The organism is Pseudomonas sp. IPO3749 (assembly GCF_013386605.1).
In the GTDB taxonomy this organism is placed as follows: Bacteria; Pseudomonadota; Gammaproteobacteria; order Pseudomonadales; family Pseudomonadaceae; genus Aquipseudomonas; species Aquipseudomonas azotoformans_A.
In genome coordinates, this window is record NZ_JACARN010000009.1 from 21,771 (window position 1) to 45,174 (window position 23,404).

Genomic DNA, 23,404 nt, shown 5'->3' on the forward strand with positions numbered 1-23,404 from the left:
TCCTACAAAAAAATCGCGACAACGCTGATTGTTTTATAAAAATGCACGGAACCCTTGGAACGTGCCTAAACTCCAAACTGCGCGGGTTGGACTAATAACTGGCCCCTAGGGCGCTGCGACGCGCCTGAACCCTTGTCCATTGGTTTGCACACAAAGAGAACAAAGCTATGAAACGGATCCTTCTCGGTACTCTCTTCACCGTCGTCTCCCTCAATGCAATGGCAGAAGCACCAGGTGGCCCGAACTGCGGTTGGGGCAACATGTTGTTCGAAGGCCAGCGCGGCACGCCAGCTCACTTCCTGGCTTCCACCACCAACGGTACGTCGGGTAACGCCACCTTCGGCATGACCTCGGGCACCAACGGTTGCAGCACCAACAGCGCCCTGACCTACGGCGGCAAGTCCTGGATTGCCATGAATGGCATGATGAACGAGCTGTCCGAAGACATGGCCAAGGGTAACGGCGAAGCGCTGACCACCTACGCCGTGGTACTGGGTGTGGCACCGGAAGATCGCGAGCACTTCGCGGCCGTGACCCACGAGCACTTCCAGCAGATCTTCAGCAAGGCTGACGTGACCGCTGACGACGTGCACAACAACACCATTGCCGTACTGAAAAGCGATGCCCGTCTGGCGAAATACGCAACCCAGGCTTAAGCTCGACCGACCCGCGCCTACCCAGGCGCGGGCACTATTTTTTGGACCCGCCTCCCCTTTGGGTCTTTTTTATATCCGACTTAAGTTGCCCCTATGCTCAAACGCTTTGCCTGGATGGCACTCTTCGCCTGCGCCCCGCTGTACGCGGCCCCGCACCTTGATGATCAACGTTTGCAGCAATTGGCCAATGATCCGTTCTGGCTTTCGCTGGGCCATTACGAAGCCGGCAAGATCAGTGGCTGGCGCAGTTACGTCAGCGACAAAAAGTTCTTCCTCGCACCCGATGGCGCCCACCACCCGGACGCCGAACTCAAGGCCACCGTTGATGCGCTCTACGCACCGGCCAGCCTGGGTGAAAAACACGCCCAATGCGTTTACCCCGCTCGGACCCGCTGGCTCAAGGATCAGTTGCACCTCACTGACCTGCCTGCCGTGGACTGCACAGAATTCAAGCAATGGTTCAAGGACGTCGCCCCCCATAGCGCGGTGATGATCTTCCCGGCGGCCTACCTCAACAGCCCGTCGTCGATGTTCGGCCACACGTTGCTGCGCATAGACCAGGCCGACGTGCAAAGCAACAACACTGCCCTGCTCAGCTATGCGATCAACTTCGGCGCCTACATCGAAGGCTCCGACAACAGCATTCTTTACGCCTGGAAAGGCCTGATGGGCGGTTATCCAGGCCTGTTCGCCCTGGTGCCTTACCAAGAAAAGCTGTCGGAGTACCGCAGCCTTGAGAACCGCGACCTGTGGGAATACCGCCTCAACCTCACGCAAGTCGAGACTGAGCGCATGGTCGAGCACGTGTGGGAGCTAAAGCAGATCCAGTTCGACTACTTCTTCTTTGACGAAAACTGCTCCTATCGCTTGCTGGAACTGCTGCAAGTGGCGCGTCCCGGCCTGCGCCTGACCGAACAATTTCCGCTCACCGCCATCCCGACCGACACCGTAAAGGCCGTGAAAGACGCAGGTCTGGTAGAGAGGATCGATTACCGCCCCTCCCGTGAGCGCGAGCTGCTGGAGCGCGCCAAGCCGCTGGACAGCGACGAGCAGCAATGGGTATTGAAGGTCAGCGACGACCAGAAGCAATTGCAGGACCCCGCCTTCAAGGCCATCGCTAAAGATCGCCAGGCCCTGATCATCGACGCCGCCTACCGCCTCGGCCGCTACCGCGCCAATGGTCTGGAACGCGACACCGCCCGCTCCCAGCGCAGCTTTGAACTGCTACGCGCGATCAACCAGAACCCGGCGCCCGACCTCAAGATCACTCCACCCGGCCTGCCGGAAAACGGCCATGAATCACGCACTTGGCAAGCCGGTATCGGCACCCGTGGCGACAAGGCCTTCGGTGAATACGGCCTGCGCATGGCCTACCACGACCTCAACGACAACGCCGAAGGTTTCCCCCTGGGCGCACAGATCGAAATCCTGCAGATGAAACTGCGCCAGTACGAAGGCAACCACTGGCAACTGCAGCAACTGGACCTGGCCACCATCCGCTCCCTGACCCCACGCAACGCCTTGTTGCAACCATGGTCATGGCAAGTTACCGGCGGCCTGGAACGCGTACCGGGCAAACACGACGACGAAACCCTGGTCGCCCACGTCAACGGCGGCGCCGGCGGCACTTGGCAACTGAGCGACGACATGCTCGGCTTCGCCCTCGGCACCGTGCGCGTGGAGCACAACAATGACTTCAACGAAGCCATCTCCCCCGCGGCCGGGTTCAACACCGGCGTACTGTGGAAAAACCCGCTGGGTAACCTGAGCCTGGAAGCCAAGGGTGATTTCTTCACCAATGGCGAAGTGCGCCGTAGCATCAGCCTGAATCAGCAGTGGGAATTATCGCGCAACCTGGGACTGCGCCTGAGCGCACAGCGTGAGTACAGCCACTTGTCGACGCCGGTGAATGAAGTGATGCTTGAGGTGAAGTGGTATCACTACTAACTAAAACCTGGCCGAGATCAAAATGTGGGAGGGGGCTTGCTCCCGATAGCGGAGTGTCAGAATCAGATGTACTAACTGACACACTGCCATCGGGGGCAAGCCCCCTCCCACACTTGGCGCGCGTCTATTGAGACACTCACCGCAGCCCAACACCCTTCTCACCTCCCTTTCACACCTCCCCGACAATTCTCTATCTAGACTTCTCCCCATCAGCCGTGAAACGGCCAGGGAGTACGCCATGTGGCGGTATGCGGTAATGCTGTGTGCAGTAGCGTGGTTGGCCGGTTGCCAATCCACCCATCAGGAGTTGCTGGCCAAGGGTTATCCACCGGCGTTTGCCGATGGTTTTGATGACGGTTGCAGCAGCGGTCGCCAGGCCGCTGGGGTGATCAGCGGGGAGTTTCGCAAGAATGTGCCGCGTTATCTGAAGGACCGTGAATACTCCGAAGGCTGGGAGGACGGTTTCCGTCAGTGCAAGGCCATGCGCGAGAACGAAGAGTTGCGTGACTACAAGGACAACCACTGGGATGACCGCGAGCGCGCCTGGCAGCAGGAGAAAAACCGCGACGCCGCCAGGGCCTATCGTTCGCAATAGGTCATTTCCAGACATCCAGCGAAACTAAAGCGCGGCGACCATGGCCCAAACTCCAGAGAGGGAGAACGTCATGAGCCGAGCTTTTGTAAACGAGGACAACGCTGCCGCCCAGGCTGATCAGCCAGTGGAACGTCAGGTGAGCGAGCAGCCCAATCGCCTGACTGCGCAAGGTTTGGCGCAATTGCAGGCCAAGGTTGCGCAGTTGCAGCACGAATACAGTCTCGAATCTGCCAAGGGCGATAAACAGCGTCAGGCGGACCTTGAGCGGGATCTGCGCTACTTCAACCAGCGGGTGCAAAGCGCCCAGGTGGTCGCGCCGGCCACCTCCACCAACAAGGTGCAGATCGGCAGTTGGGTGACCTTCGCCAATGAGCAGGACGAACAACAACGCATCCAGTTGGTCGGTGAAGACCAGGCCGATGCGGGCGCAGGCTTGATCAACTGGGGTTCGCCCCTGGGCCGCGCCTTGCTGGGCGCCCAGGTGGGTGACGAGGTGCTGTGGCAGCGCCCCGTCGGCGATCAGTTGATCGAAGTGCTGCGGATCGAACCCGAGGCTTAGACGATGCCTTGGGCCAGCATCGCGTCGGCGACTTTGACGAAGCCGGCGATGTTCGCGCCTTTCACGTAGTTGATCCGGCCGTTTTCTTCGCCGTAGTGCACGCACGCATGGTGGATCGATTGCATGATGTTATGCAGCTTGCTGTCCACTTCACCGGCGGTCCACAGCAGGCGCATGGCGTTCTGCGACATTTCCAGGCCACTTACGGCCACGCCGCCAGCGTTAGAAGCTTTACCCGGCGCGAACAGGGTGCCCGCCTCGATAAAGATATCCACAGCCTCGAGCGTGGTCGGCATGTTGGCGCCTTCGGCCACGCAGATGCAGCCATTGCGCAGCAAAGCGCGGGCGGCGTCGGCATCCAGTTCGTTCTGGGTGGCGCAGGGCAACGCGATGTCGCAAGCCAGTTCCCATGGAGTCTGGCCTTTGCGGAACTCCAGGCCGAAACGCTCGGCCAGTTCGCTGATGCGGCCGCGCTGGACGTTTTTCAGTTCCAGCAGGGCCGACCATTGCTCTTCGGTCAAACCGCTTTCGGCGTAAAGGGTGCCTTCGGAGTCGGACAGGGAAATCACCTTGCCGCCCAGGTCCATGACCTTGCGCGCCGCGTATTGCGCCACGTTGCCCGAACCCGACACCGCCACGCGCTTGCCTTCAACCTTCTGGCCGTTGCGCTTGAGCATTTCCTCGGCGAAGTACACGCAGCCGAAACCGGTGGCTTCAGGGCGGATCAGGCTGCCGCCGTAGGTCATGCCCTTGCCGGTCAGCACGGAGGTGAACTGGTTGCTCAGGCGCTTGTACTGGCCAAACATAAAGCCGATTTCACGGGCGCCGACGCCGATATCGCCGGCCGGCACGTCCACGTCCGCGCCGATGTGGCGATACAGCTCGCTCATAAAGGCCTGGCAGAAGCGCATGACTTCAGCGTCGCTCTTGCCCTTGGGGTCGAAGTCCGAGCCGCCTTTGCCGCCGCCCATGGGCAGCGAGGTCAGGGAGTTCTTGAAGGTCTGCTCGAAGGCGAGGAACTTCAACACGCCCAGGTTCACCGATGGATGGAAGCGCAGGCCGCCTTTGTAAGGGCCAATGGCGCTGTTCATCTGGATGCGGAAACCGCGATTGACCTGGACCTTGCCATGATCATCCACCCACGACACCCGGAAGGTAATCGCGCGTTCCGGCTCGCAGATGCGCTCCAGGATGCCCGAGGTCAGGTAGTGGGGGTTGGCTTCAAGAAACGGCCACAGGCTGCGTAGGACTTCTTCCACAGCTTGGTGGAATTCCGGCTGGTCGGGGTCGCGTTTCTTGAGGCGGGCAAGGAAGGATTCGACGGATTCGATCATGAAAAGTCTCGGCAAATTTTTAGTTGTTAACGGAGATTGAGCCGGACTTTATCAATTCATTCCGCACTGCGACAGGGCAAAATGTCGCCTTTGTGAATTTAAATGGTGCGTTTTATATAACTGTATCCAGTTTCAGGGGCTTTTATGCACCTTTTCAGGGAGCAAGCCCGAACCGCGCGCACCATCAAATTCCAGGCAAAAAAAGCGGAGCCCGAAGGCTCCGCTCTTTCAAACCACCAACACGAATCAGGCCAGTTTTTTGTGACGCACACGGTGCGGCTGGGCAGCAGCGTCGCCCAAGCGCTTTTTACGGTCCGCTTCGTACTCGGTGTAGTTACCTTCGAAGAACACCGCTTGCGAGTCGTCTTCGTACGCCAGGATGTGGGTCGCGACGCGGTCAAGGAACCACCGATCGTGAGAGATCACAATGGCGGCGCCCGGGAAGTCCAGCAGGGCTTCTTCCAGGGAACGCAGGGTTTCAACGTCGAGGTCGTTGGACGGTTCGTCGAGCAGCAGGACGTTGCCGCCCTCTTTCAGGGTCAGGGCCAGGTGCAAGCGACCGCGCTCACCACCGGACAGGTCCTTGACGAACTTCTGCTGGTCGCCGCCCTTGAAGTTGAAACGACCGACGTAGGTACGCGACGGGATTTCATAGTTGCCAATGCGGATCTGGTCGGAACCGTCGGAAATCTGCTGGAACACAGTCTTGCTGCCATCCAGGTCTTCACGGCTCTGATCAACGCAAGCAAGTTGCACGGTTTCGCCGACTTCGATGGTGCCCGAATCCGGGGTTTCCTTGCCCATCAACATGCGGAACAGCGTGGATTTACCCGCACCGTTGCCACCGATAACGCCGACGATCGCGCCTTTTGGCATGGAGAACGACAGGTTGTCGATCAGCACGCGGTCGCCATAGCCTTTGGAAACGTTCTTGAACTCGATGACCTTGTCACCCAGGCGCGGGCCGGCCGGGATGTAGATCTCGTTGGTTTCCGAACGCTTCTGGAATTCCTGGGATTGCATTTCTTCAAAGCGTTGCAGACGTGCCTTGGATTTGGACTGGCGGGCCTTGGCGCCTTTGCGCACCCACTCCAGTTCTTCTTTCATGGCCTTTTCATGGGCCGATTGCTGCTTGGATTCGGCGGCCAGACGGTCGGACTTGGCTTCCAGCCAACCGGAGTAGTTGCCCTCGTAAGGGATACCGGCGCCACGGTCGAGCTCGAGGATCCAGCCGGCCACGTTGTCCAGGAAGTACCGGTCGTGCGTGATCGCGACCACGGTGCCTGGGAAGTCGTGTAGGAAGTGTTCCAGCCAGGCGACAGAATCGGCGTCCAAGTGGTTGGTAGGTTCGTCGAGCAGCAGCATGTCGGGGGCCGACAGCAGCAGGCGGCACAGGGCCACACGACGTTTTTCACCACCGGACAGGTGTTCGACCTTGGCGTCCCACGCCGGCAGGCGCAGTGCATCGGCGGCGACTTCCAGCTGGCGCTCCAGGTTGTGACCATCGCTGGCTTGCAGGATGGCTTCGAGCTTGGCCTGTTCGGCGGCCAGTTTGTCGAAGTCGGCATCTTCTTCAGCGTACGCCGCGTAGACCTCGTCCAGGCGCGCCTGGGCGTTCTTGATCACGCTGACGGCTTCTTCCACCACTTCACGCACGGTCTTGGTCGGGTCCAGGATCGGCTCTTGCGGCAGGTAGCCGATGTTCAGGTCAGGCATCGGGCGGGCTTCGCCTTCGAACTCGGTGTCGACGCCGGCCATGATTTTCAACAGGGTGGATTTACCCGAACCGTTCAGGCCGAGCACGCCGATCTTGGCGCCTGGGAAGAAGGACAGCGAAATGTTTTTCAGGATTTCCCGCTTCGGAGGGACAACTTTGCCCAGCCGATGCATGGTGAAGACGTATTGAGCCAAAATGTGGACCTCATAAAAGTAAGAACAGGCCTACGTAGCGTCATGGCGCTGTACATAGTGTTGCGAATCCTCAAGGTTAACCTAAGTGACCGAGCGTATCGAAGCCTATCTGTTAGATTAGCCGGCCAAAACCCTCAGGGGTTCCAGGAGACACCCTTCATGCTTGGCGTCCTATCCGCACTCGGGCTACTGCTATTAATGCCGGGGCCTACCAACACGCTGCTGCTGCGTTCGGGGTTACTCGTGGGATTCCGGAGCGCCTGGCCGCTGAGCCTGCTGGAATGCCTGGCCTACCTCACGCAGATCTCGTTTTGGGGCTACCTGCTCAGCCATATCGGCGACAACGCGCCCTGGGGCCTGAAGCTCGTGCAGTTTGCTTCGGTCTGTTATTTGATCAGGACTTGCTACCTCTTGTGGTGCCATCCCGACGAAACACTCCACACCGAGCCCGAGGCGCGAGTCTCCACGCTTAGCTTCTTTTTGCTCACGCTGATCAACCCCAAGGGATTACTGATCGTGTCGTTTATCGTCCCGATGCAGACGTTCGCAGAGTTAAACCTGTACGTGCATTTCGTCGCGCAGTTCACCGCCGTGGTGATACCGGTGGGCTGTGCCTGGGTGCTGCTGGGGGCCCGTATCAAACGCGGCGGGTATGCGTGGTTGACGCCGCACGCCATCAACCGCACGGCCTCTGTGGTTATCAGCCTGTTCACGCTGGCGATCCTGACGCGGCTGGCGGACAGCCTGATCCACGCCGGCAAGGCTCTTTAGCACCCGCCAGGCGGGGCTGGCACTTTGCCACAACTCAAGGCATGCTAGCCGCCCTCCGGGCGTCCGGCTTATAGTGCACGTCGCGCGCCAGTCCAGCCAAACCGCAGGATCACAGCTTGTCCAAAGTCACGCCGCCAACTCCCCTGCGCGCCGCTCATATAGCGCCGGGAGCGCCCCTGCACGGCACCCTCAAAGGCGCATTGGCGACGCTCGTCCTTATGCTGCTCGCGTTATTGTTCTGGCAGTTGCTCGACCAGCTCCAGCAAAACCAGAAAAACCAGCAGCAATACACCATCGACTACAGTGCCGACCTGGCTGAACAGATCAGCCTGAACATGGCCCTCAGCGCAAAAATCGCCCTGAACCTGCTGCCGATGGTCGAGCCACCGCGTGACAGCGAACAGCAACAGGCCCTGATGCGCACCTTGCAACGCTCGCTGCCGGAGCTTCGCAGTGTCGCCCTGCTCGCCCCCAGCGGCGCGATGATCAGTGACAGCGCCACCGACAGCCAGGACGCTGCCTGGCTGGCAGAACTGGTGCAACGCAGCCACGCCCAATCCTATTACCTGAGCAACAGCAACGACGGCACGATTATCTATCTGTTGCTGCACCAACCCAGCGGCGGCTCGCGGATGTATTGGGCGCTGCGCCTGGCCCCCAATTACCTGAGCAACCTCACCCGCCAGGACGGCCAGGGCCAGCGCCCGCTGTGGGTCATCGAGAATCGCGTCAACCACCGCGTTGTCAGCCGGGACAGCGGCATGCCCGCGCAGTGGGCGTCTGCGTTGACGCCGGACGAGCTGAATAAAAGCGTACTGGTCACGCCCCTGAGCAAAAGCGACTGGCAACTGCGCGGGCTGTTCGACCGGACGGCGGTGCTGGAACAACTGCTGCCGGCGTTCATCGGTAAATGCCTGCTGGGCCTGGCGTTCTCGCTGATCCCAGTGATCGTGCTGTTGAACATGCGTCGCCGCCAGCGCCAGGTGCATGAAGGCCGCCGGCGCTACCAGGACATTTTCGAAGGCACCGGCGTGGCCTTGTGCGTGCTCGACCTGTCGGGCCTGAATGCCTTCTTCGACAAGACCCGGCTGGAGACCCGCGAGCAACTGCACGCCTGGCTGCAGGACAACCCTAACGAGCGCCAGCAACTGCTCAAGGAACTGCGCATCACCGAGGTCAACCAGGTGGCGGTGCGCTTGCTGAATGTGGGTTCCTGCGAAGAAGCCTGGGAGCGCCTGATCGATGACTGCCCGCGCAATGCCACGTCCATCGGCTACCAGATTCTTGAGGCGGTGCTGACCCAGCAGAACCAGTTGGAACTGGAAATCCAGCTCAAGGACGTGGCCGGCAACGAGCAATACCTGTGGCTGGTAATGCGTCTGCCGGAACAGCAGGACGATTTCAAGGCAGTGATCCTCAGCATCAGCGATATCACCAGCCGCAAGTTGATCGAGTTGTCACTGGTGGAGCGCGAGAGCTTCTGGTCCGACGTGGTACGCACCGTCCCCGACCACCTGTATGTGCAGGACGTGATCAGCCAGCGCATGATCTTCAGCAACCATCACCTGGGCCACACCCTCGGCTACAACAAGGCCGAACTGCAGCAAATGGGCGAGTACTTCTGGGAAATCCTGCTGCACCCCGAAGACGCCGAGCATTACCACGACCTGCGCCAGCAGCAGCGCCAGATCGGCTACACCACCCAATTGCAATGCCAACTGCGCTTCCGTCACCGCAATAACCAATGGCGGCGCTTTGATATCCGCGAGCAGGCCCTGGCCCGCGACAAGACGGCGCAGATCACCCGTATCATCGGCGTGGCCAAGGACATCACCGACCAGATCGAGGCCAGCGAATCCCTGCGTGACAGCGAACAGCGCTACCGCATGCTGGCCGAAAGCATCAGCGACGTGATCTGCTCCACCGACAGCCAGTTGGCCCTCAACTACATCAGCCCTTCGGTCAACGCCGTGCTGGGTTATGACGTGGACTGGGTGTTCAAGAACGGCTGGCAGTCGATCATCGCCAACCCGCAGCAACTGACCGGCATTTACAGCCTGGTGGAACAGGTCAGCCGCTCGCTGGGCGATCCTGAGGCGCTGAACCGGCTGCGTGATGAGATCCAGACTCAACTGTTCCTGTTCGACTGCTTGCGCGCAGACGGTCGCAAAGTGCCGATCGAGCTGCGCCTGGTGCTGGTGTGGGACGAACACGGCGCGTTCGAGGGCATCCTTGGCGTGGGCCGCGACATCAGCCAGCAACGCCGCGCCGAGAAAGACCTGCGCATGGCGGCCACGGTATTCGAACACTCGACCTCGGCGATCCTGATCACTGACCCTGCCGGCTATATCGTGCAGGCCAACGAGGCGTTCAGCCGGGTCAGCGGCTATGCGGTCAGCGATGTGCTCGACCAGTTGCCGAACATGCTCACCGTCGACGAACAGCAGGAAGCCCACCTGCGCTACGTGCTCAAGCAACTGCACCAGCACAGCACCTGGGAAGGCGAAGTGTGGCTCAAGCGCCGCAACGGCGAGCATTACCCGGCGTGGGTGGGCATTACCGCCGTGTTCGACGATGAAGGCGACTTGGCCAGCTATGTGTGTTTCTTCAGTGACATCAGCGAGCGCAAGGCCAGCGAGCAGCGCATCCACCGCCTGGCCTACTACGACGCCCTGACCCACCTGCCCAACCGCACGCTGTTCCAGGATCGCCTGCACACCGCGTTGCAGTCGGCCGAACGGCAGAAGTCGTGGGTGGTGCTGATGTTCCTCGACCTCGACCGTTTCAAACCGATCAACGATTCCCTGGGCCACGCCGCCGGCGACCGCATGCTCAAGGAAATGGCCACGCGCCTGCTGGGTTGCGTGGCCGAAGACGACACCGTGGCGCGCATGGGCGGCGACGAGTTCACCTTGCTCCTGCAACCCAGGGTCAACCGTGAATTGGCGCTGAACCGCGCGATTCATGTGGCCGAGCAGATCCTCGCCAGCCTGGTGAAACCCTTTGTACTGGAGGGCCGCGAGTTTTTTGTCACCGCCAGTATCGGCATCGCCCTGAGCCCTCAGGACGGCAACGAGCTGAGCCAGTTGATGAAAAACGCCGACACCGCGATGTATCACGCCAAGGAACGCGGCAAGAACAACTTCCAGTTCTACCAGGCCGACATGAACGCCAGCGCCCTGGAACGCCTGGAGTTGGAAAGCGACCTGCGCCACGCCCTGGACCAGAATGAATTCGTACTCTATTACCAACCGCAGTTCAGCGGCGACGGCAAACGCCTGACCGGCGCCGAAGCCCTGCTGCGCTGGCGTCACCCACGTCGCGGCCTGGTGCCGCCGGGGGATTTCATCCCGGTGCTGGAGGAATTGGGCCTGGTGGTGGACGTGGGCGATTGGGTGATCAGCGAAGCCTGTCGCCAGCTCAAGACCTGGCACCAGAACAAGGTGCGCGTGCCGAAAGTCTCGGTGAACATCTCGGCGCGGCAGTTCTCCGACGGCCAGTTGGGCACCCGTATCGCCACCATCCTCAAGGACACTGGCCTGCCGCCGGCGTGCCTGGAGCTGGAGTTGACCGAAAGTATCCTGATGCGTGAGGTCAACGAGGCCATGCAAATCCTCGACAGCCTGAAAAACCTGGGCCTGAGTATTGCGGTTGACGACTTCGGTACCGGTTATTCGTCGCTCAACTACCTCAAGCAATTCCCGATCGACGTGCTGAAAATCGACCGCACCTTCGTTGATGGCCTGCCGTCAGGCGAGCAAGACGCCCAGATCGCCCGCGCCATTATCGCCATGGCCCACAGCCTGAACCTGGCGGTGATCGCCGAGGGTGTGGAAACCCATGAGCAGCTGGACTTCCTGCGTGAGCATGGTTGCGATGAAGTGCAAGGCTACCTGTTCGGGCGGCCGATGCCGGCGAATCGGTTCGAGGCGCAGTTCAGCAATGATGCGCTGTTCATGTTCGATTGATCCTCTAGTGGGCTGACTTCCCTGTGGCGAGGGAGCTTGCTCCCGCTGGGGCGCGAAGCGGCCCCTCTTTTTTGGGACTGCTGCGCAGTCCAGCGGGACCAAGCTCCCTCGCCACAACAGCTACAACAAGCACCGCTTATCCCCAGATGAGCCCCGCTTATCCGCGACATGATGTCCTTTCATATGCCATCTAAAACCCATTGAGTTAGAATGCCCTCCTTTTCTGCCCCCGATCCTTGAGGACCGCCATGTTCAGCCGTGATTTGACTATTGCCAAGTACGACGCCGATCTCTTCGCCGCCATGGAGCAAGAAGCCGTGCGCCAGGAAGAGCACATTGAGCTGATCGCTTCGGAAAACTACACCAGCCCAGCGGTGATGGAGGCTCAAGGTTCGGTCTTGACCAACAAGTACGCCGAAGGTTACCCAGGCAAGCGCTACTACGGCGGTTGCGAGTACGTCGACGTGGTTGAACAGCTGGCTATCGACCGTGCCAAAGAACTGTTCGGCGCCGATTACGCCAACGTCCAGCCGCACGCCGGCTCCCAAGCCAACAGCGCCGTCTACCTGGCCCTGCTGCAAGGCGGCGACACCATCCTGGGCATGAGCCTGGCCCACGGCGGTCACCTGACCCACGGCGCCAGCGTTTCCTCCTCCGGCAAACTGTACAACGCCGTTCAATACGGTATCGATGCCAACGGCCTGATCGACTACGACGAAGTCGAGCGCCTGGCGGTCGAGCACAAGCCAAAAATGATCGTGGCCGGTTTCTCTGCCTACTCGCAGATCCTGGACTTCCCACGTTTCCGCGCTATCGCGGACAAAGTCGGCGCTTACCTGTTCGTCGACATGGCCCACGTGGCCGGTCTGGTCGCCGCTGGCGTCTACCCGAACCCGGTGCCTTACGCTGACGTCGTGACCACCACGACCCACAAGACCCTGCGCGGTCCACGTGGCGGCCTGATCCTGGCTCGCGCCAACGCCGACATCGAGAAGAAACTGAATTCCGCTGTCTTCCCAGGCGCCCAAGGCGGCCCGCTGGAGCACGTGATCGCCGCCAAAGCGATCTGCTTCAAGGAAGCCCTGCAGCCTGAGTTCAAGACCTACCAGCAACAAGTGGTCAAGAATGCCCAGACCATGGCCAGCGTGTTCATCGAGCGTGGCTTCGACGTAGTCTCCGGTGGTACTGAAAACCACCTGTTCCTGCTGTCGCTGATCAAGCAGGACATTTCCGGTAAAGATGCTGACGCTGCCCTGGGCAAAGCCTTCATCACCGTGAACAAGAACTCCGTGCCGAACGACCCACGTTCGCCGTTCGTCACCTCCGGCCTGCGCTTCGGTACTCCGGCAGTGACCACTCGCGGCTTCAAGGAAGCAGAGTGCAAGGAACTGGCTGGCTGGATCTGCGACATCCTGGCAGATCTTTCCAACGAAGCCGTGATCGACGCGGTGCGTGAGAAGGTCAAGGCCATCTGCAAAAAGCTGCCGGTGTACGGCGCTTGATGGCAGTTGCTTGAATGAAAAGCCCGGCTCATGAGCCGGGCTTTTTTATGCCTGATAGACGCGCTGGAAACCTTCGCGAATCTTGTCTTCCGGCAATTCATCGGCAATAAACACAATCACACTCTCCCGCGCTTCGCCCTCTTCCCACTCCGTGTCCCAATCAAAGCCGTAGAGTTTGAGCACGCCCTGGAAGACCATGCGCCGGTCTTCACCGGCAATGTTCAGCACGCCCTTGTAGCGCAACAGTTGCTTGCCGTGGTCTTCGAGCAGTTCGTTCATGAACTCGCTCAGCCGGTCGATATCCAGCGGCTGGTCGGTGCGCAACACCAGGCTGGAGATACGGTCGATGGACGGCGCAGCACTCACCGGGCGCAGGCTCATGCCAGCGTTGAGGTTGAAGCCGCGTACGTCGAGCAGCTCGGCAAGATCAATGTTGCCGTGGTCCACCACACGAATCGGCGCACGGCGGTTGATGCGGGTCAAACGCTCGCTCAGCGCATCGAAGCTGGCGTCATCCACTAGGTCGCGCTTGCTCACCAGCAGGCGGTCGGCAAAGCCGATCTGGGCCTGGGCGATGGTCTGGGTCAGGTGGTGCTCGGCGTGGGCGGCGTCCACCAGGGTGATGATGCCGTCGAGGATATAGCGCTCGCGCAGTTCCTCGTCGATGAAAAAGGTTTGGGCCACTGGGGCCGGGTCGGCCAGGCCGGTGCACTCGATCACCAGGCGGTCGAACGTGATTTCGCCGCTGTCCAGGCGCTCCAGCAGCAGGTACAGGGCTTTGGTCAGGTCGGTGTGGATGGTGCAACACACGCAGCCGTTGGACAGGGTCATGACTTGCACCGGCTCGGCGCCCAATAGCTGGGTGTCGATACCGGCGTCACTGAATTCGTTTTCGATCACGGCGATCTTCAGGCCGTGCTCGGCCTTGAGCAGGTGGCGCAGCAAGGTGGTCTTGCCGGCGCCGAGGAAGCCGCTGAGGACGGTGACCGGAATGGGAGAGGACAAAAGCAGTTCTCCTTCAATAAACAGAAATAAAAATGGGAGCCCATTGGTATGGGCTCCCACAGGGGCCTGCCTAGCAGGTCAACAGCACTTGGGCCCACCCTTGCCGCCGTAACGGGCTTCCTGGCGTTCCCGGAAGAACGCCTTGTAGTCCATCATCGGCTTGTCCGGGTGTTTGGTTTGCATATGCTCGACGTACGTATCGTAGTCGGGCATGCCGACCATCAGGCGCGCGGCCTGACCGAGGTATTTACCGAGGCGATTGATGTCATTGAACATGGTTGCAATCCTCGATTACGCGTCCGGAACAGCCTGGAACGGGGCTTCTTTATCCGTACGTTCTTTGTTGCCCCAGGCGGCGACGCCGACCTTGAGCGCATAGAACAGGATGCTGAACACCACGAACAGGAACAGCGCCGTCAGCGTTGCGTTGGTGTAGGCGTTCCAGATCACGTGCTGCATCTGGTCGATGTTCTTCGCCGGGGCGAGGATCTGACCATTGGCCAATGCATCACTGTACTTCTTCGCCAGCGACAGGAAGCCGATCGCCGGGTTGGCGTCGAACAGCTTGATGAAGCCCGCAGTGGTGGTGCAGATCAGCAGCCAGACAGCCGGCAGCATGGTCACCCAGATGTAGCGTTGGCGTTTCATTTTGATCAGCACAACGGTAGCCAGCATCAGTGCGATACCTGCCAGCATCTGGTTGGAGATACCGAACAGCGGCCACAAGGTGTTGATGCCGCCCAGTGGGTCGATCACGCCTTGGTACAGCAGGTAACCCCACATCGCCACGCAACCGGCGGTCGCGATCAGGTTGGCGGTCCAGGACTCGGTGCGTTTCAGCGCCGGCACGAAGGAACCCAGCAGGTCTTGCAGCATGAAGCGACCGGCACGGGTGCCCGCGTCCACGGCCGTGAGGATGAACAGCGCTTCGAACAGGATCGCAAAGTGGTACCAGAACGCCATGGTGTTTTCACCCGGCAGCACACTGTGCAGGATCTGCGCGATACCGACCGCCAGGGTCGGTGCACCGCCGGCACGCGCCAGGATGGTGGTTTCACCAATGTCATGGGCGACGGCCGTCAGTGCTTCCGGGGTAATGGCAAAGCCCCAGCTGCTGACAGTTTGCGCCACAGTCACCACATCACTGCCCACCACGGCGGCCGGGCTGTTCATGGCGAAGTACACGCCAGGCTCGATCACCGAAGCGGCAACCATGGCCATGATGGCGACGAACGATTCCATCAACATGCCGCCGTAACCGATGTAGCGGGCGTTGGTTTCGTTATCCAGCAACTTGGGCGTGGTGCCCGAGGAGATCAGCGCGTGGAAACCCGAGACCGCGCCACAGGCAATGGTGATGAACAGGAACGGGAACAGGCCGCCCTTCCACACCGGGCCGGTGCCGTCGATGAACTGGGTCAATGCCGGCATTTTCAGGTCGGGCATGGTGACCAGAATGCCGATCGCCAGGGCGATGATGGTGCCGATTTTCAGGAAGGTGGAGAGGTAGTCACGCGGCGCCAGGATCAGCCACACCGGCAACACTGCAGCGACGAAACCGTAGCCGATCAGCATCCAGGTAATTTGAATGCCGGTGAAGGTGAAGGCCTTGGCCCAGACCGGGTCAGCGGCAATCTGCCCGCCCAGCCAGATCGAACCGAGCAGCAACAGCACGCCGATGATCGAGATTTCACCAATGCGGCCCGGGCGGATGTAGCGCATGTAGATGCCCATGAACATCGCAATCGGGATGGTCGCCATCACCGTGAAGATGCCCCATGGGCTCTCGGCCAGGGCCTTGACCACGATCAGCGCCAGCACCGCAAGGATGATGATCATGATCAGGAAGCAGCCGAACAGCGCGATGGTCCCTGGGATACGGCCCATCTCTTCGCGAACCATGTCCCCCAGGGAACGGCCGTTGCGACGGGTGGACAGGAACAGGACCATGAAGTCCTGCACCGCACCGGCCAGCACCACGCCGGCAATCAGCCAGAGCGTGCCGGGTAGGTAGCCCATTTGCGCCGCCAGCACCGGGCCGACCAGCGGGCCTGCACCGGCAATCGCCGCAAAGTGGTGACCGAACAGGATGTGTTTGTTGGTCGGCACATAGTCCAGACCGTCATTATTGAGCACTGCGGGGGTGGCCCGCCGTGGATCGAGTTGCATCACGTTGTTAGCGATGAACAGACTGTAGTAACGGTACGCAACCAGGTAGATGGCCACAGCAGCGACCACAATCCACAAGGCGTTGATCGCCTCGCCGCGGCGCAAAGCCACTACGCCCAGGGCGCACGCTCCTACGATTGCCAGCACCAGCCAGGGTAGGTGGCGTAGCAGGCTATTATTATTTTTCATTTTTATATTCCAGCCAGGGTGGACAGAAAGGACAGCCATCCCGAGTTTAGCGCTGTTGGCCTCAAAGGCCACCCCCCTACGTTGGTCTAGAGCCTCCTGCGCACAAAAAAAGCAGAAATACCGGACCAATGATGGCGCAGGGCTACAATCCCCGTATCTCCAGAGGGTTTCACCATGACCGAACAACCGTCTGACCGCCGCCGTTTCCGTCGCATCGCCTTTGATGCCAAGACGACCATTGCCCAGGACAGCTGGAATTGGCCGGTGCAACTGCTGGATTTATCGCTGCGGGGCTTGCTGGTGGAGCGCCCTGACGACTGGCGGGGTAATGGCAAGCGGCTATTTGACGTGGACATCCGGCTGGACCCACGGGCGCATATAAAGATGCAGGTAAAGCTGGCCCATGACGATCACGGGCAGCTTGGGTTTGTGTGCCAGCACATCGACCTGGACTCGATCAGCCATTTGCGGCGGCTGATCGAGTTGAACCTGGGTGATCAGCAAGAGTTGGAGCGCGAGCTGGGCGCCCTACTCGAATAGTGCATCCAATGCCTGTTCCAGTCGCGTCACGCCAATGATCTTTATCCCCGGCGGCGACTCCTTCGGCGCATTGCCTTTGGGCACGATCGCGCGTTTGAAGCCGTGCTTGGCGGCCTCCTTCAAGCGTTCCTGGCCGCTGGGCACCGGACGCACCTCGCCCGACAGGCCCACCTCACCGAACACCAGCAAGTCATGGGGCAACGGTCGGTTACGCAGGCTGGACATGACTGCCGCCATCAACGCCAGGTCGGATGCGGTCTCCAGCACCTTGACCCCGCCGACCACGTTAAGGAACACGTCCTGGTCGTGGGTCGGGATGCCGCCGTGACGGTGCAATACGGCGAGCAACATCGCCAGGCGGTTCTGATCCAGGCCCAACGTCACGCGGCGCGGGTTGGCCAGATGGCTGTCATCCACCAACGCCTGCACTTCCACCAGCATCGGGCGAGTGCCTTCCCACGTTGCCATCACCACACTGCCGGGAACTTCTTCCTGGGCGCGAGTGAGAAAAATCGCTGAAGGGTTGGAGACTTCTTTAAGCCCCCGGTCCGTCATTGCGAACACGCCCAGTTCGTTGACCGCGCCGAAACGGTTCTTCACCGCCCGCAGCAAACGCAGACGGCCATCGGATTCACCTTCGAAATACAACACGGTGTCGACCATGTGCTCCAACACCCGTGGCCCGGCCAGTGCGCCCTCTTTGGTCACGTGGCCCACCAGGAAGATCGCCGTACCGCTCTGCTTGGCATACCGCACCAACAGCGCCGCACTTTCACGCACCTGGGATACGCCACCGGGCGCCGACTGCAATTGCTCGGTGAAGATCGTCTGGATCGAGTCGATCACCATGACCTTGGGCTTTTCGATACGCGCCGTGGCAATGATGCTTTCGATGCAGGTCTCGGTCATCACCCGTAGTTGATCCTGGGGCAGCCCCAGGCGACGGGCGCGCATGGCCACTTGTTGCTGGGATTCCTCGCCGGTGACATACAGCGCCGGCATGCGGCTGGCGATACTGCACAGGGTTTGCAGCAGGATCGTCGATTTGCCGATGCCCGGATCGCCGCCAATCAGCACTACCGAGCCGTCCACCAGACCGCCGCCCAGCACACGGTCCAATTCACCGGAGGCGGTGGAGAAACGCGGGATTTCTTCGACGCTGACTTCGGCCAGCGTCTTGATCTGCGCCTGTTGCCCGGTCCAGCCGGCACGGCCGGTGGGGGCCGCAGCGCCGCCGCTTTCGATCATGGTTTCAGTCAGGGTGTTCCACGCACCGCACTCGGTGCACTGGCCGGCCCACTTGGGAAAGGTCGCGCCGCACTCCGTGCAGCCGTACATGCGCTTGGCCTTTGCCATTTGAGAACCTCCAACCGAAAAACCGCGATGATAGCTCAGCGCGACGCCGGGGTCCGGATTTCACCGCTGGCCAATCGTGAAGCGCTGTTGCCGATCGGGTCTTCAGCGTTGAGGTCGGCGCCCTTGGCCTTCAATTCATCGAGCAACTCGACGCGCTTGAACAGCCCGGCGTACATGGCCGCCGTCTGCCCGGCGCCGTTGCGTTGATCGGGGTTGCAGTCGGTCGCCAGCAGGCGCTGGGCAATTTTCAACTCGCCCTTGAAGATCGCGCCCATCAGCGCCGTGTTGCCACGTTTGTCCTGCACACAGGCGTCGGCACCCGCGCTGAGCAGACGCTCCACAAACGGGCCCTGGCCGTGATAGGCGGCGAGGATCAACGCGGTGTAGCCCTTGTCGTCCTGGGTGTTGAGGCTATAGCCGGAGTCGATGAAGGTGTTGAGCATGTCGAGGTCGCCTCGGCGGGCGGCGTCGAAATAGTAGTCCTGCAACTGGGCCTTGAGCGCGACCGGGTCGGGAGACTCGGCATGGGCGACAAAGGCCAGCATGGCCATCAGCAATCCGATAGAAACTCGCATGGGTATTCTCCTGCCAAAGGTCGACGCCTTATCAAGGGCGCCGACCAGAACCAACGGATCAGTCAGTCAGTTTGTCCGCCAGCGCCTTCACGCGCGCCAGGTCACCCTTGGCAACCTTGGCCACGCCAGTGCCGTATTCCGGGTCGGCCTTGTACAGGAACGACAGGATGATGTGTTTGCTCTCGTCATCGGTGGTCGCCAGCGAGCCACCAAAGTTCTCGATCAAGTCCTGGCGCTCTTTCTTGGTGAACGAGCGGTACAGATCACCGGCCTGCTTGAAGTTCTGCTCGCGCTGGATCTTCGCCTGCTGGGTGCTGCCCGATAGCGCCGACTGGCTGTAGCGCGCGGTTTGCGGCTCGTCCCGTGGCAGCAGACGGCTTGGCTGGTAGTTCACGCCGGTGGTGGTCTTGCCGAAGTTCATCGCACCGTCCTGGTTACCGTTGTTGACGGTCACCCGTGGGGCGTTGATCGGCAATTGCAGGGCATTGGCGCCCAGGCGGTACATCTGGGTGTCGGCGTAGGAGAATACGCGGCCTTGCAGCAGGCGATCCTCAGACGGCTCGATGCCCGGCACCAGGTTGGCCGGGGCCATGGCCACTTGCTCGGTTTCCTGGAACACGTTGGCGGGGTTGCGGTTCAGCACCATCTGCCCGACTTTGCGCTCAGGCACATTTGGCCAGATCTTGGTCGCATCCAATGGATCGAAGTCGAACTTGGCCAGGTCCTCAGGCTTGAGCACCTGCACGTACAGGTCCCACTTGGGGAAATCGCCCTTGTTGATATGGGTGACCAGGTCGTTGGTCATGTGGCTGTAGTCGCGGCCCTGCACTTCGGTGACCTGCTTGGGATCAAGGTTCTTGATGCCTTGCAGGCTCTTCCAGTGGAACTTGACGTAGTGCACCTCACCCTTGGCGTTGATCAGCTTGTAGGCATGCACGCCGTTGCCGTCCATTTCCCGATAGCTGGCCGGAGTGCCGGAGTCGGAATACAGCTCGGTCAGCGTGCGCGTGGACTCGGGCACATGGGAGAAGAAGTCGAAGCGACGGGAATCGTCATCCAGGTTGGTACGCGGGTCCGGTTTGAAAGCGTGGACCATGTCCGGGAACTTGATGGCATCGCGGATAAAGAACGTCGGGAAGTTGTTGCCCACCAGGTCCCAGTTGCCATCAGCGGTGTAGAACTTGGTGGCGAAACCACGCGGGTCGCGCAGGGTTTCCGGGGAGTGGTTACCGTGGACCACGGCGGAGAAGCGCACGAACACCGGGGTGGCTTCGCCGGCCGCGAACACCTTGGCCTTGGTCAGGTCGCTGAGGGTGTCGGTGACGGTGAACGTACCGTGGGCACCGGTGCCACGGGCGTGCACCACGCGCTCGGGGATGCGCTCGCGGTCGAAGCGCTGCAGCTTCTGGATCAACTGCACGTCTTGCAGCAACACTGGGCCATTGGCGCCGGCGGTCTGCGAGTTCTGGTTGTCACCCACCGCAGCACCGTTATCGCGGGTCAGGTTGGCAGCGTGTACGGACAGGGAAAGCAGGCTGGCGGTCGCCAGTACCAGCGCGTATCGCGCTGAAACAGGCCCGCGGCTCATTGGATTCTTCATCGAGGTTTCCTCTGGTTTTTTTAATGCACATTCAGTTGTGCTTGCCAGAGGCTAGTGACCCAAGAGTCAGAAGATAAATAGAAAAGCCACAACAACCCGATTAATAAAATAATCTGTTAAGTCACTGATATCAGGCGTATTTCGCGCGCGATTGATGGCACTTTGCAAACTATTTGCGTTTTAATGTGTCGATAAAAACTAACAGTGTTAACGGTTGTGTCGGGCAAGCCCGCTACGACTGACTTACACTGAGTCCCACCCTTCTCATCTGTAACAAGGAATAACCTATGGGCGTGATCAGTGAGTTCAAGGCCTTCGCGGTCAAAGGTAATGTGGTCGACATGGCCGTCGGTATCATCATCGGCGCCGCCTTCGGCAAAATTGTTTCCTCGTTTGTAGGCGACGTGGTGATGCCGCCAATCGGTCTGTTGATCGGTGGCGTGGACTTCGGTGACCTGGCGATAACGCTCAAGGCGGCACAGGGCGATGTGCCTGCGGTGGTGCTGGCTTACGGCAAGTTCATCCAGAGCGTCATCGACTTTGTGATCGTCGCGTTTGCAATCTTCATGGGTGTGAAGGCGATCAACCGCCTGAAGCGTGAAGAGGCCGTGGCGCCAAGCCTGCCGCCAACGCCGACCAAGGAAGAAGTGTTGCTGGGTGAGATCCGTGATCTGCTCAAGGCACAGAACGACAAGCCGCGCCTGTAAAGACCGGCTTGAGAAAAAAGGCGCCTGCTAGAGGCGCCTTTTTTATTACCAGTAGTTTTCCACCGCGACTTGGCCGGGGCGACGGCTCAAGCTCAGGTTCATGTCACGCTGCTTGAGCAACTGGCGCGTGTCATCGACCATCTGCGGGTTACCGCAGATCAGCACGCGGGAATGTTCCGGGGTCAACTCGACGCCGGCTGCGCGCTCAAGCTCGCCATTTTCGATCAGCGTGGTGATGCGCCCATTCAACGCGCCGGGATGCTGCTCACGGGTGACGATGGGAACGTAGGTGAGTTTGTGTGCGTACTCGGCCAAGTATTCACGTTCACCCAGCTCATTGATCAGCGTTTGATACGCGAGCTCCTTGGCTTCCCGTGCGCTGTACACGAGGATGATGCGTTCGAATTTCTCCCAGACCTCGAAGTCCTGCAGGATCGACAAAAACGGCGCCACCCCGGTGCCAGTCCCCAGCATCCACAAATCGCGGCCATCGACGAAGCGATTCAAGGTCAGGAACCCCGTGGCCTGGCGCTCCACCATCAAGGTATCGCCGACCCGCAGGCGGCTCAACTCGCTGGTGAATTCACCGCCAGGGACGACGATCGAGAAGAAGTCCAGATGCTCATCAAACGGTGAGGACACCAGCGAATAGGCGCGCCATACGGTGCTGCCGTCCGCCTTGGTAACCCCCAAACGCACAAACTGCCCCGCCGTGAAACGAAAGCCCGCATCGCGGGTAGTGCGCAGGGTAAACAGGCTGGGGGTCAGCGATTGCACGTCGAGCAAGGTCTGGCGGGTAAATTTCTCAGCGCTGGCCGTCATGGGGGGCTCCGTTCTACAGGTGCCCTAGTGTCCCTCAAAGTCGCGTGCGGAAACACCTGCGATTGGTAGTGGCATCGCCCAACATTCGCAGTAGTGGCTATATAGTCGCAACGCCAACTCATTCGCTATTAGCCTCCACCTGAATGTGTGAAGACGCTGTTAGTCGATCGTTACAAGGTCTACAACTCACTAATAAACCGCTACTTTTCCAACTAACCCGTTAAAGAGCTAACGAACAGATTTGCAAAAAACTATTAAACATCAGTTCGCAAGAGCAAAATTTTCCTCTCGCTGTGTAGCCGTTGTCCTACACTGATTTTCGTGCAGTTTTGGGGGTTCAGGACGTACCCCAAGTCAAGGAGAACCCCATGGAGAGTGACCTATGCTCAAATGGCAAACCACGCGCCTTCCCAAGCTGGAAGGTGAAAATGAGGTCACCAGTGTGTTTGAAATGGTGACCAACAAGACATATGAACTGGGTTTCAAACACTGTTCTTTCAAGATGAGTTCCCAACTACCCAAAAACCAAATCAAGCCAATTGAATTCACCAACCACTCAAACGAGTGGAAAAAAATCTACGACGACGCAAAATTCTTTGAAGTTGATCCCATTGTTAAACACTGCAAAGCAAGTTTATTGCCGATTGTCTGGGAGGAGAAATTATTCAAAGAGATACCAAGCCTTTGGTCTTTAGCCCAAACCGTGGGGGTGCACAGGGCGGTAACCCTCACCGTGCATGATTTCCGGGGCGTGTTCAGCATGTTGACCCTCAGCCGCGACAAGGGCGAAGTGAGTCCGGAGGAACTGTACGAAAAGGCGGGCATGCTGCTGTGGCTCTGTCATGCGATGCACGCGGTACTGGCGCAAAAGTATGCCGAGGGCCAAAGCGTCAACCCCACCAGCAAATTGACCCCACGGGAAATAGAAGTGCTCATGTGGTCGGGCATGGGCAAGACAGCGGCGGACATCGCGGCCATCCTGTGCTTGTCCGAACGGACAGTAGGTTTTCATGTGTGCAGTTGCCTCAAGAAGCTGGGCGTCAACAACAAGATCGCCGCCGTGCTTCGTGCAGCGCAAGAAGGGATTATTTAACCGCCCAAGAAACACCGCATGTATTCCATTTGAAAAAAACGTAACATTTACGACCCATTCTGAGTGTTGAGCAGCCCCCCAGGTGCCGCGCGCAGTACACTCAGA

General features: G+C 59.9%; 19 protein-coding genes. 10 read left to right on the top strand and 9 right to left on the bottom strand.

What is annotated here, in order from left to right; genetic code table 11:
• Nucleotides 1-167: 167 nt before the first annotated feature.
• From HX812_RS03665 to HX812_RS03680, 4 genes are all read left to right on the top strand, one after another.
• The gene (locus HX812_RS03665; RefSeq protein ID WP_015885974.1) at nt 168-656 is read left to right on the top strand and encodes a DUF3015 domain-containing protein; all 489 of its coding nucleotides are present in this window, start codon (nt 168-170) and stop codon (nt 654-656) included.
• Nucleotides 657-749: 93 nt separating this feature from the next.
• Nucleotides 750-2,603 (top strand): DUF4105 domain-containing protein, encoded by a 1,854-nt coding sequence (locus tag HX812_RS03670; protein ID WP_038847628.1) that lies wholly within the window; start codon nt 750-752, stop codon nt 2,601-2,603.
• Nucleotides 2,604-2,841: 238 nt separating this feature from the next.
• Nucleotides 2,842-3,198: a hypothetical protein gene (locus HX812_RS03675; protein ID WP_038847626.1), complete on the top strand. Its 357-nt coding sequence runs from the start codon at nt 2,842-2,844 to the stop codon at nt 3,196-3,198.
• Between the two features lie 70 nt (nt 3,199-3,268).
• Nucleotides 3,269-3,757: a GreA/GreB family elongation factor gene (locus HX812_RS03680; RefSeq protein ID WP_038847624.1), complete on the top strand. Its 489-nt coding sequence runs from the start codon at nt 3,269-3,271 to the stop codon at nt 3,755-3,757.
• Here the strand turns inward: HX812_RS03680 and gdhA are convergent.
• Both gdhA and ettA read right to left on the bottom strand, forming a co-directional pair.
• Nucleotides 3,754-5,091, bottom strand: coding sequence for an NADP-specific glutamate dehydrogenase (gene gdhA, locus HX812_RS03685; RefSeq protein WP_038847622.1), 1,338 nt, complete (start codon nt 5,089-5,091; stop codon nt 3,754-3,756). The genes HX812_RS03680 and gdhA overlap by 4 nt on opposite strands.
• Before the next feature lie 246 nt (nt 5,092-5,337).
• Nucleotides 5,338-7,002 carry an energy-dependent translational throttle protein EttA gene (gene ettA / locus HX812_RS03690; protein WP_033901566.1) on the bottom strand — a complete coding sequence of 555 codons (1,665 nt, stop codon included), beginning with the start codon at nt 7,000-7,002 and terminating at the stop codon, nt 5,338-5,340.
• A 159-nt stretch (nt 7,003-7,161) separates the two neighbouring features.
• Between ettA and HX812_RS03695 the strand changes: the two genes are divergently transcribed.
• The 3 genes from HX812_RS03695 to glyA all read left to right on the top strand — a co-directional run bounded on the left by HX812_RS03695 (nt 7,162) and on the right by glyA (nt 13,243).
• A complete protein-coding gene (locus HX812_RS03695; RefSeq protein WP_038847620.1) occupies nt 7,162-7,773 on the top strand; it encodes a LysE family translocator in 612 nt (203 codons plus the stop codon).
• A gap of 116 nt (nt 7,774-7,889) precedes the next feature.
• Entirely contained in the window at nt 7,890-11,741 is a 3,852-nt protein-coding gene (locus tag HX812_RS03700; protein ID WP_177128143.1) for a bifunctional diguanylate cyclase/phosphodiesterase, read from the top strand.
• A 248-nt stretch (nt 11,742-11,989) separates the two neighbouring features.
• Complete coding sequence (gene glyA, locus HX812_RS03705; RefSeq protein ID WP_038847616.1) at nt 11,990-13,243, top strand: serine hydroxymethyltransferase; 1,254 nt, start codon at nt 11,990-11,992, stop codon at nt 13,241-13,243.
• Nucleotides 13,244-13,288: 45 nt separating this feature from the next.
• Here glyA and yjiA read toward each other — a convergent pair whose 3' ends face one another.
• The 3 genes from yjiA to HX812_RS03720 form a co-directional block, all read right to left on the bottom strand.
• Entirely contained in the window at nt 13,289-14,248 is a 960-nt protein-coding gene (gene yjiA, locus HX812_RS03710) for a GTPase (protein ID WP_038847614.1), read from the bottom strand.
• Between the two features lie 78 nt (nt 14,249-14,326).
• On the bottom strand, nt 14,327-14,524 hold the full coding sequence (locus tag HX812_RS03715; protein ID WP_033901562.1) for a YbdD/YjiX family protein: 198 nt from the start codon (nt 14,522-14,524) through the stop codon (nt 14,327-14,329).
• Between the two features lie 15 nt (nt 14,525-14,539).
• A complete protein-coding gene (locus HX812_RS03720) occupies nt 14,540-16,606 on the bottom strand; it encodes a carbon starvation CstA family protein (protein ID WP_038847612.1) in 2,067 nt (688 codons plus the stop codon).
• Between the two features lie 174 nt (nt 16,607-16,780).
• On the opposite strand from HX812_RS03720, the gene HX812_RS03725 reads away from it, so the two are divergent.
• Complete coding sequence (locus HX812_RS03725; RefSeq protein ID WP_016976769.1) at nt 16,781-17,146, top strand: PilZ domain-containing protein; 366 nt, start codon at nt 16,781-16,783, stop codon at nt 17,144-17,146.
• Here HX812_RS03725 and radA read toward each other — a convergent pair.
• The 3 genes from radA to katB are packed head-to-tail and all read right to left on the bottom strand — an operon-like array spanning nt 17,135 to nt 20,677.
• Nucleotides 17,135-18,502 (bottom strand): DNA repair protein RadA, encoded by a 1,368-nt coding sequence (radA, locus tag HX812_RS03730; protein WP_016976768.1) that lies wholly within the window; start codon nt 18,500-18,502, stop codon nt 17,135-17,137. The genes HX812_RS03725 and radA overlap by 12 nt on opposite strands.
• 35 nt (nt 18,503-18,537) lie before the next feature.
• A complete protein-coding gene (locus HX812_RS03735; RefSeq protein WP_038847609.1) occupies nt 18,538-19,077 on the bottom strand; it encodes an ankyrin repeat domain-containing protein in 540 nt (179 codons plus the stop codon).
• 58 nt (nt 19,078-19,135) lie between these two features.
• Entirely contained in the window at nt 19,136-20,677 is a 1,542-nt protein-coding gene (gene katB, locus HX812_RS03740) for a catalase KatB (RefSeq protein ID WP_038847608.1), read from the bottom strand.
• Between the two features lie 287 nt (nt 20,678-20,964).
• Between katB and mscL the strand changes: the two genes are divergently transcribed.
• Nucleotides 20,965-21,384: a large-conductance mechanosensitive channel protein MscL gene (gene mscL / locus HX812_RS03745; protein ID WP_010206685.1), complete on the top strand. Its 420-nt coding sequence runs from the start codon at nt 20,965-20,967 to the stop codon at nt 21,382-21,384.
• A 45-nt stretch (nt 21,385-21,429) separates the two neighbouring features.
• Here mscL and HX812_RS03750 read toward each other — a convergent pair whose 3' ends face one another.
• Nucleotides 21,430-22,206, bottom strand: coding sequence for a ferredoxin--NADP reductase (locus HX812_RS03750; protein ID WP_038847606.1), 777 nt, complete (start codon nt 22,204-22,206; stop codon nt 21,430-21,432).
• 382 nt (nt 22,207-22,588) lie between these two features.
• Between HX812_RS03750 and HX812_RS03755 the strand changes: the two genes are divergently transcribed.
• The gene (locus tag HX812_RS03755; RefSeq protein WP_038847604.1) at nt 22,589-23,299 is read left to right on the top strand and encodes a LuxR family transcriptional regulator; all 711 of its coding nucleotides are present in this window, start codon (nt 22,589-22,591) and stop codon (nt 23,297-23,299) included.
• Nucleotides 23,300-23,404: the final 105 nt, after the last annotated feature.

Bases quoted from the DNA above. Each gene is read 5' to 3' on its own strand.
- HX812_RS03665 (WP_015885974.1), top strand. From the start codon at position 168: ATGAAACGGATCCTTCTCGGTACTCTCTTCACCGTCGTCTCCCTCAAT.
- HX812_RS03670 (WP_038847628.1), top strand. From the start codon at position 750: ATGCTCAAACGCTTTGCCTGGATGGCACTCTTCGCCTGCGCCCCGCTG.
- HX812_RS03675 (WP_038847626.1), top strand. From the start codon at position 2,842: ATGTGGCGGTATGCGGTAATGCTGTGTGCAGTAGCGTGGTTGGCCGGT.
- HX812_RS03680 (WP_038847624.1), top strand. From the start codon at position 3,269: ATGAGCCGAGCTTTTGTAAACGAGGACAACGCTGCCGCCCAGGCTGAT.
- gdhA (WP_038847622.1), bottom strand. From the start codon at position 5,091: ATGATCGAATCCGTCGAATCCTTCCTTGCCCGCCTCAAGAAACGCGAC.
- HX812_RS03695 (WP_038847620.1), top strand. From the start codon at position 7,162: ATGCTTGGCGTCCTATCCGCACTCGGGCTACTGCTATTAATGCCGGGG.
- glyA (WP_038847616.1), top strand. From the start codon at position 11,990: ATGTTCAGCCGTGATTTGACTATTGCCAAGTACGACGCCGATCTCTTC.
- HX812_RS03715 (WP_033901562.1), bottom strand. From the start codon at position 14,524: ATGTTCAATGACATCAATCGCCTCGGTAAATACCTCGGTCAGGCCGCG.
- HX812_RS03720 (WP_038847612.1), bottom strand. From the start codon at position 16,606: ATGAAAAATAATAATAGCCTGCTACGCCACCTACCCTGGCTGGTGCTG.
- HX812_RS03725 (WP_016976769.1), top strand. From the start codon at position 16,781: ATGACCGAACAACCGTCTGACCGCCGCCGTTTCCGTCGCATCGCCTTT.
- radA (WP_016976768.1), bottom strand. From the start codon at position 18,502: ATGGCAAAGGCCAAGCGCATGTACGGCTGCACGGAGTGCGGCGCGACC.
- HX812_RS03735 (WP_038847609.1), bottom strand. From the start codon at position 19,077: ATGCGAGTTTCTATCGGATTGCTGATGGCCATGCTGGCCTTTGTCGCC.
- katB (WP_038847608.1), bottom strand. From the start codon at position 20,677: ATGAAGAATCCAATGAGCCGCGGGCCTGTTTCAGCGCGATACGCGCTG.
- mscL (WP_010206685.1), top strand. From the start codon at position 20,965: ATGGGCGTGATCAGTGAGTTCAAGGCCTTCGCGGTCAAAGGTAATGTG.
- HX812_RS03750 (WP_038847606.1), bottom strand. From the start codon at position 22,206: ATGACGGCCAGCGCTGAGAAATTTACCCGCCAGACCTTGCTCGACGTG.
- HX812_RS03755 (WP_038847604.1), top strand. From the start codon at position 22,589: ATGCTCAAATGGCAAACCACGCGCCTTCCCAAGCTGGAAGGTGAAAAT.